This window comes from Arhodomonas sp. KWT (assembly GCF_010993615.1).
The window spans coordinates 1-565 of the sequence record NZ_WNXE01001055.1; the positions used below are offsets into that span (position 1 = coordinate 1).

Here is a 565-nt window from a genome sequence, read left to right on the forward strand (position 1 = left end):
GGCGCATGACCTCGGCCACGTGCTGGAGCACGCGGTCGCCGCTCTGGTGGCCGTGGTCGTCGTTGATGCGCTTGAAGTGGTCGATGTCGAGCATGACCAGCGAGAAGCCCTGCCGCGGCCGGCCGCCGGACCACTGGCGTTGCAGCGAGCGGGTCAGCACCCGGCGGTTGATCAGGCCGGTGAGTGGATCACGGGTGGATTCGCGGTACAGGCGCAGCAGCATCCATAGCTGGCCGGCCTGTACCCAGAGGGTGATGCCGGCGACGAAGGCGAGCATCCACAGGGTGTTGAGCGTGGCGATGCTGGTCAGCGTCCCGCGCGTGAGCTCGACGACCAGGTGCATGCCCAGGGTGATGGCGATCAGGCCCACGCCGGTCACCAGGGTCACCGGGAACAGTGCCGTAAGCCCGATGAGCACGAACGGCAGTGCCTCGTAGCCGCCGATGGCCGCCGCCGTGCGCAGCCCGCTGCCATGCAGCCCCATGACCACGGCATAGAACACGGCAATGGCGAACACGCTCGCCGCGATCAGTCCCAGTATCCGCCGGTAATTGCCGCGGACCGG

General features: G+C 68.1%; 1 protein-coding gene. It reads right to left on the bottom strand.

Translation table 11 applies throughout. The features are described 5' to 3' along the window. Positions 1–565: diguanylate cyclase (locus tag G7A99_RS24120; protein ID WP_163144608.1), on the bottom strand; the 565-nt coding region annotated here is incomplete at both ends.